The organism is Archangium sp. (genome assembly GCF_036388035.1).
Classification (GTDB): domain Bacteria; phylum Myxococcota; class Myxococcia; order Myxococcales; family Myxococcaceae; genus Archangium.
In genome coordinates this window covers 1-7,285 of record NZ_DASVSO010000748.1, presented here as the reverse complement: position 1 = coordinate 7,285, position 7,285 = coordinate 1, and the positions used below count along the sequence as shown (strand labels likewise).

Annotated in this window: 6 protein-coding genes and 1 pseudogene; 3 read left to right on the top strand and 4 right to left on the bottom strand. The window is 70.8% G+C overall.

Annotation, left to right across the window (positions count from 1 at the left end):
• A pseudogene (locus VF697_RS30675) lies at positions 1-209 on the bottom strand (VWA domain-containing protein); the annotation flags it as partial.
• A 134-nt stretch (positions 210-343) separates the two neighbouring features.
• Here VF697_RS30675 and VF697_RS30670 point away from each other — a divergent pair.
• Positions 344-1,246 carry a histone deacetylase gene (locus VF697_RS30670; protein WP_331100481.1) on the top strand — a complete coding sequence of 301 codons (903 nt, stop codon included), beginning with the start codon at positions 344-346 and terminating at the stop codon, positions 1,244-1,246.
• Position 1,247: 1 nt separating this feature from the next.
• On the opposite strand, the gene VF697_RS30665 is transcribed toward VF697_RS30670, so the two are convergent.
• The 3 genes from VF697_RS30665 to VF697_RS30655 form a co-directional block, all read right to left on the bottom strand.
• A complete protein-coding gene (locus VF697_RS30665; RefSeq protein WP_331100479.1) occupies positions 1,248-1,943 on the bottom strand; it encodes a pirin family protein in 696 nt (231 codons plus the stop codon).
• A gap of 149 nt (positions 1,944-2,092) precedes the next feature.
• A complete protein-coding gene (locus VF697_RS30660) occupies positions 2,093-2,638 on the bottom strand; it encodes a YceI family protein (protein WP_331100477.1) in 546 nt (181 codons plus the stop codon).
• A gap of 169 nt (positions 2,639-2,807) precedes the next feature.
• Positions 2,808-6,083 carry an RCC1 repeat-containing protein gene (locus VF697_RS30655; protein ID WP_331100476.1) on the bottom strand — a complete coding sequence of 1,092 codons (3,276 nt, stop codon included), beginning with the start codon at positions 6,081-6,083 and terminating at the stop codon, positions 2,808-2,810.
• Positions 6,084-6,501: 418 nt separating this feature from the next.
• Between VF697_RS30655 and VF697_RS30650 the strand changes: the two genes are divergently transcribed.
• Both VF697_RS30650 and VF697_RS30645 read left to right on the top strand, forming a co-directional pair.
• A complete protein-coding gene (locus VF697_RS30650; protein ID WP_331100474.1) occupies positions 6,502-6,879 on the top strand; it encodes a peptide chain release factor-like protein in 378 nt (125 codons plus the stop codon).
• 11 nt (positions 6,880-6,890) lie between these two features.
• Positions 6,891-7,285 (top strand): GTP pyrophosphokinase (locus VF697_RS30645; protein ID WP_331100472.1); only part of this gene is annotated, 395 nt, incomplete at its 3' end.

Sequence of the window (7,285 nt, the reverse complement as noted above, 5' to 3'; positions counted from 1 at the left end):
GAGCCCGTCGTGTCCAGGACGAAGACCACGTCGATCCTCGGCCGCGCCTGCTGAGGCTGCTGCTGGGCCTGCTGAGGGGCCGGTGCACCCTGCTGGGCCTGGGCCGGCGCGGGCTTCTGGGGCGCCTCGGCGAGGGCCAGGGGAGAGGCGAGCGTGACGAGGGCGAGCGCGGCCCCGAGCACGGGGCGCGAGAAGGGCTTCAGGGACATGACGGGACTCCAGGGGAGAGGAAATACGGGTCGAAATTCCAGCGCGCGCTCGCTGGAAGAACGGACGAGCCGCCGGTTGGGTCTACCGCTCCGGTTGCGCCCGCTCCGGCCTGGCGCTACGCCTCTGTCCACCCGTGCGCGTCTTCCACTGCGACCAGTACGTCCTCCCCCTGCCCCCCGGGCACCGCTTCCCCATGGAGAAGTACCGGCTCCTGCGCGAGCTGCTCCTGGCGCGCGGCGTCCTCCCGCCCTCCTGGCTCACCCCCTCCGTCCCCCTCGAGCGCGAGCACCTGGAACGCGTCCACACCCCGCGCTACCTCGACGCGCTCTGGACGGGCACCCTCTCCGAGGCCGAGATCCGCCGGCTGGGCTTTCCCTGGTCCGAGGAGCTGGTGGTGCGCTCCCGCGCCTCCGTGGGCGGCACCGTGGGCGCCGCTCGGGCCGCCCTCTCGGATGGCCTCGCCGGCAACCTCGCCGGGGGCACCCACCACGCCTTCCCAGACCATGGCGAGGGCTACTGCGTCTTCAATGACATCGCCGTGGCCATCCGCGTCCTCCAGGCCGAGAAGCGCATCGAGCGCGCCGTGGTGGTGGACCTCGATGTCCACCAGGGCAACGGCACCGCCGCCGTCTTCGAGGGGGATGACTCCGTCTTCACCTTCTCCGTCCACGGCGAGCACAACTTCCCCTTCCGCAAGCAGCGCTCCAGCCGCGACGTGGGCCTGCCGGATGGGCTCGGGGACGAGGCCTACCTCGAGGTGCTCGCCACCCACCTGCCCGAGGTGCTCGAGTCCGCCGGCGCCGACATCCTCTTCTACCAGGCCGGCGTGGACCCGCTCGCCGAGGACTCCCTCGGTCGGCTCTCCCTCACCCACGCCGGGATGAAGGAGCGCGACCGGCTCGTGCTGGAGGCCGCCTGGCATCGCGGCCTCCCCCTCGTGCTCACCCTGGGTGGCGGCTACGCCAGGCCCATCTCCGCCACCCTGGAGGCCCACGTGGGCACCTACGAGGCGGCCCTCTCCGTGTTCCGGCCGTAGCTCACGCCAGATCGAAGAGCAGCGCCTCGAGCGGCTCGGAGGCCGCGAGCACCAGCCGCGACTCCTCGGACACGGCCACCCCGTCCCCAGCCTTCACCTCCACGCCGTTGAGGGTGCCCGCGCCACGCGCCACCTGCAGCCACGCGTGCCGTCCCGGCGCCAGCGCGTGCTCGGCCTTCTCGCCCTTGCCCAGCAGCGTGCTGTACAGCCGCATGTCCTGGTTCACCTTCAGCGAGCCGTCCTGCCCCTGCGGCGACACCACCAGCCGGAAGCGGCCCTGGCGCTCCTGCTCCGTGAAGGCCTTCTGCTCGTAGCTCGGCGTCAGGCCCTTGCGCTCGGGGAGGATCCAGATCTGCAGGAAGTGCAGCTCCTGGTCGGTGCGGTTCTGCTCGCTGTGCAGCACGCCCGTGCCCGCCGTCATCCGCTGCAGCTCGCCCGCGCGCAGCACGCCCAGCGTGCCCAGGCTGTCCCGGTGCTCGATCTGCCCCGAGAGCACGTAGGTGATGATCTCCATGTCCCGGTGCGGGTGCGTGCCGAAGCCACTGCGCGCCGCCACCCGGTCCTCATTGATGACACGCAGGGCGCGGAAGCCCATGTGGCTCGGGTCGTAGTAGTCCGAGAACGAGAAGGTGTGGTGGCTGTCCAGCCAGCCGTGGTTGGCATGTCCGCGTGCTTCAGAGGGTCGAACGGTGATCATGGGGTACTCCTTTTCTCCAGTTGTTTCCGATGCGCGAGGGGCCGGGAGCGATTCGCCGCGTGCGAGCAGCGCTCCTCCCCTCCAGCCCGTCACGCCGGCCAGCAGCCCGCCAGCCACTTCACGCCTGCCGAGCGGCCTTCCGTGCCGCCTCACGCCGCCTTCTCGGCCACGGCCTTCACGGCCTGCACGTCGAGCTCGATGTCGATGCGCTCGCCCACCAGCACTCCGCCCGTCTCCAGCGCCTTGTTCCACGTCAGCCCGAAGTCCTTGCGGTCGATGCTCGTGCGCGCGCTGAAGGCCAGGCGCTCGGCGCCGAACGGGTCCGTCACACGGCCGAGGAACTCGGCCTCCAGCACCACCTCGCGGGTGATGTCTCGCACGGTGAGGTCGCCCACCACGCGGTAGCGCTCCGGGCCCGCCGCCACCACCCGCCGGCTGCGGAAGATGAGGCGCGGGAAGGCCTTCACGTCGAAGAAGTCCGGCGAGCGCAGGTGGTTGTCACGCGCCTCCACCTGGGTGTCGATGCTCGCCGCGTCGATCTTCACCTCCGCCTGCGCGCGCGTGAGGTCGCCGTTCACGAACAGCCGCCCCTCGTAGCGGGAGAAGCGGCCGTGGACCTTCGCCACCACCATGTGCCGCACGGTGAAGCCGATGGTGGAGTGGGTGGTGTCGAGCTGCCAGGTCTCGATGGACATCGAAGCGGGCTCCTTGGGGGAAGTGCGTCTCGCGCCTTCCCTGGAGCAACCCGCTTGCCACCCCTCAACCCCTTGGAATCACGAGCCTCCAACGGTCCAAGGGGGCCACCTCCCTCTCAAAACGAGAGTCCTGGACTCTCATTGAGAGAGGGCCCTCCTCCCCTCACAGCTACTCCCCGAGCTGGCCGTACGGGTCGCTGCCCCACGCCTGGAGCAAGCCCTCCTGGTCCTGCACCACGGTGTACGCGTAGCCCGCGGAGACGGCCGTGATGCCGGTGACACCCGACACCTGCGCCGGGACGAGCGCGGCCGTCAGGGTCATGCTCACCCCGAGCTGTCCGGCGTCGTTGTCGCCCCAGGACCAGAGGGTGCCATCGGCGAGCCGGGCCACCGAGTGCGCATCGCCCGTCGCGATGGACGTGACGCCGGAGAGCCCCTGCGCCTGGACCGGGCTGGTGCGCGAGGTGGTGGTGCCATCCCCGAGCTGGCCCTGGCTGTTGTCGCCCCACGCCCACACCGTGCCGTCGGCGCGCACGGCCAGCGCGTGGTGGTAGCTGGTGGCAACGGCCTGGATGCCCGACAGCCCCAGCACGAGCACCGGGGTGGTGCGCGAGGTGGTGGTGCCATCCCCGAGCTGGCCCTGGCTGTTGTTGCCCCACGCCCACACCGTGCCGTCGGCGCGCACGGCCAGGGAGTGGCTGTGACCTCCCGCGACACTCACGACATCCAGGATGCCCTGCACCTGCGCCGGGGTGGTGCGCGAGGTGGTGGTGCCATCCCCGAGCTGGCCCTGGCTGTTGTTGCCCCACGCCCACACCGTGCCGTCGGCGCGCACGGCCAGCGCGTGGGAAGCGCCCGCCGCGAGGGTCACCACGTTGGTGAGGCCCTGCACCTGGACCGGGGTGGTGCGCAGGGTGGTGGTGCCATCCCCGAGCTGGCCCTGGGTGTTGTCGCCCCACGCCCACACCGTCCCGTCACACCGCAGCGCCAGCGAGAAATAGGCACCGGCCGACACCGCCTCGATGCAGAAGAGGCTCTCGACCTGGCCCAGCACGGCCCGGTCCTCGAAGGTCCCATCCCCGAGCTGGCCCTTGTCGTTCTGTCCCCACGTCCAGACAGTCCCGTCGAGGCGCGCGTGCACCGCGTGGGAGTAGCCGGAGGACAGGGGCGAGGGGAGCGGAGTGCCCCGCACCGGCGTGGGGGAGATGACGGAGCTGGTGGTGCCATTGCCGAGCTGCCCGGAGGTGCCGTCGCCCCACGCCCACACGCTGCCGTCGGTGCGCCGCGCGAAGGACATCCGGGAGCCGGCGGCGATGAGCTCGACACCCGAGAAGCTCGGCACCAGCAGCGGGGTCGCCACGAAGGGGTGGGTGTTGGTGCCAACGCCCAGCTGTCCATGGACGTTGCGCCCCCAGGCCCAGAGCTGACCGTCGGTACGCCGGGCCAGCACGTGGCTGGCGCGGGCGGAGAGGGCGCTGACATTCGAGACCGAGGCCTGCGCCGGGGTGGTGCGCGAGGTGGTGGTGCCATCCCCGAGCTGGCCCTGGCTGTTGTCCCCCCAGGCCCACACCGTGCCGTCGGCCTTCAGCGCCAGCGAGAAGTTGGTTCCCGCCGCGATGGCCGTGACACCCGACAGCCCAGGCACCGGCGCCGCGGTGGCACGCGAGGTGGTGGTGCCATCCCCGAGCTGGCCGGCGCCGTTGCCTCCCCAGGCCCACACCGTGCCGTCGACCTTCAGCGCCAGCGAGTGGTTGCCGCCGGCGGCCACGGCCACCGCGCCCGTGAGTCCCTGCACCTGGACCGCGGTGGTGTGCGGAGAGGAGGAGCTCGCCCCATCACCGAGCTGGCCGTTGTTGTCGAAACCCCAGGCCCACACCGTGCCGTCGGACTTCACGGCCAGCGAGTGGTTGTTGCCCGCGGCGAGGGCCGAGACGCTCGTGAGGCCCGACACCTGCACCGGCGTGGGACGCTGGGTGGTGGTGCCATCGCCGAGCTGGCCGTAGTAGTTGTCACCCCAGCCCCACACCGTCTGGTCTGGCTTCAGCGCCAGCGAGTGGTAGGTGCCCGCGACGACGGCCTGGATGGACGACAGCCCCGACACCTGCACCGGGGTGCTGCGCAGCGTGGTGGTGCCATCGCCGAGCTGTCCATAGGTGTTGTCTCCCCACGTCCACACCGTGCCGTCCTGGTGCACGGCGAGGCCGTGCGTGTCTCCGGCGGAGAGCAGCCCGATGGAGGCGGGGACCTGGACGGGTCCGGGAATGGCGCGGAAGCTCGCGCTGCCATTGCCGAGCTGACCGCTGTTGTTGAAGCCCCAGCCCCAGGCGGTACCGTCGCTGCGCCCCGCCAGGGTGTAGGCGTTGCCGCAGGCGAGGGCCTGCACATCCGACACGCCCGCCACCGGCACGGGGGTGCGCTGCGGGCCCGAGCCCGACTGGCTCACCTGGCCCTGGCTGTTGTCCCCCCAGGCCCACACCGTTCCATCGATGCGCCGGGCCACCACGTGGTGGGTGCCGCTCGCGACGGCCACGAACCCCGAGAGCGAGTAGTCCGGGGAGGACACCTGCACCGGCGTGAGCGACGAGGCGGTGCCGCCATTGCCGAGCTGGCCCTGGTCGTTGTCTCCCCAGGTCCACACCGTGCCGTCCTCCTGGCGCACCGCCACGCTGTGGGAGCCGCCGCCGGCAATGGCACTCATGGGCGGGAGGCCGGAGAGCAGCACCGGGGCCAGCTGCATGGTGAGGTTGCCATTGCCGAGCTGGCCGGCTCCGTTGTTTCCCCAGGCCCACACGGTGCCGTCGGACTTCAGCGCCAGCGAGTGGTAGTCCCCGGCGGCGATGGCCGAGATGTCCGAGAGCAGCTGCACCTGGACGGGGGTGGAGCGCGAGGTATTGGTCCCATCGCCGAGCTGACCGGAGCCGTTGCCACCCCAGGCCCACACGGTGCCGTCGGACTTCAGCGCCAGCGAGTGGTTGTTGCCCGCGGCGAGGGCCACCACGTCCGCGAGCCCCGTCACCTGGGTGGGAGCCAGACGCTGGGTGGTGGTGCCATCGCCCAACTGGCCGTCCCCGTTGCCACCCCAGCTCCACACCGTGCCGTCGGACTTCAGGGCCAGCGAGTGGTTGTTGCCCGCGGCCACGGCCGTCATCTCCGAGAGCCCCGTCACCTGGGTCGGGCTGAGGCGCTGCACGGTGGTGCCATCGCCGAGCTGCCCCTGGGTGTTGGTGCCCCAGCTCCACACGGTGCCCGTCGGCGTCGCGTACAGCGAGTGCCCCAGCCCGGCGGCCAGGCGATACGGCCGCCCCTGGATGATGACGAGCGAGGCCTTTCGCTGGGCCACCGCCAACCCGTCACCGTTTCCACCCCCCTCACACCCGGCGACCAGCGCGGCGACGACCCACAGGAGCGACAACAGACAGCCCCTCGACACGGTGCTCCTCATCATACGTTCCTCTCGTTCGCGCCTCGTGAACGACGGAGTACGAGGCCAGGGTTGCATCATCCAGCGGCCCCCCCACGCATCACGGGTTGTCATTCCCAGCCCGTGTCCTGACCTCGCTGGTCATCCGATGAGCACTTCACATATGCCGCCATGCGAAGATTCTGCGCAACTGGGTGACATTCGACTCCAGGTCTTCACGAATGACCCAGGAGGCACACGCGCAGTCATCGTCAGGGTGCGTCATGTCCCAGGAGCGCCTGGGCGAAGCAGGACCCAGCGGGTCCTCTGCCAGTTCCACTGACCGGACGCGAGACCCGCGACACCTCCTCGCGGAGGAAACGGGATGTAGGGAGAAGGTAGACCCGGGCGGGTGGGAGATACGGGTGCACAACTCCCCGAGTGTTACTAGGTTGACGGGCGCATGAACGTCGATCCCGCTCGCCGTCAGGCCGCATTGGAGGCCCTCGCACTGGATGACGAGGCCCTGCTGAAGGCCTGTGAGGTGGAGTTCTTCATCGCCTCCGGCCCGGGTGGCCAGCACCGCAACACCACGGCCAGCGGCGTGCGCCTGAGCCACCCGCCCACCGGGCTGTCCGTCACCGGCACCGAGCGCCGCAGCCAGGTGCAGAACAAGGGCGTCGCCCTGGAGCGGCTGCGCGAGGGCCTCAAGCTCCTCACCTTCGTGCCCAAGAAGCGCCACAAGACGAAGCCCACCAAGGGCTCCCAGCGGCGCCGGCTGGATACCAAGAAGCGCGAAGGAGAGAAGAAGGCCCAGCGCAGCAAGAAGGGCCTGTGGTGAAGGAGGCCCCCATGCCCACCCTCGAAGACGCCATCGCCCTGGCCGTGGAGGCCCACCGGGGCCAGCGGGACAAGGCCGGGCAGACCTACATCCTCCACCCCCTGCGGGTGATGCTGCGCCTGGAGGGCGAGGCGGAGCGCATGGTGGCCGTGCTCCACGACGTGGTGGAGGACTCCTCCTACACCCTGGAGCAGCTCCGGGGCCTCGGCTACCCGGAGGAGGTGCTGGGTGCGCTGGAGCATCTCACCAGGCGTGCGGGCGAGACGTACGAGGCCTTCATCGAGCGGGTCATTCCCCACCCCCTGGCCCGCCGGGTGAAACTGGCGGACCTGGAGGACAACATGGACGTGCGGCGGCTGCCGGCCGTCACCGCGAAGGACGCCGAGCGGCTGGCGCGCTACCGGGC

Bases quoted from the DNA above. Each gene is read 5' to 3' on its own strand.
- VF697_RS30655 (WP_331100476.1), bottom strand. From the start codon at position 6,083: ATGATGAGGAGCACCGTGTCGAGGGGCTGTCTGTTGTCGCTCCTGTGG.
- VF697_RS30660 (WP_331100477.1), bottom strand. From the start codon at position 2,638: ATGTCCATCGAGACCTGGCAGCTCGACACCACCCACTCCACCATCGGC.
- VF697_RS30650 (WP_331100474.1), top strand. From the start codon at position 6,502: ATGAACGTCGATCCCGCTCGCCGTCAGGCCGCATTGGAGGCCCTCGCA.
- VF697_RS30665 (WP_331100479.1), bottom strand. From the start codon at position 1,943: ATGATCACCGTTCGACCCTCTGAAGCACGCGGACATGCCAACCACGGC.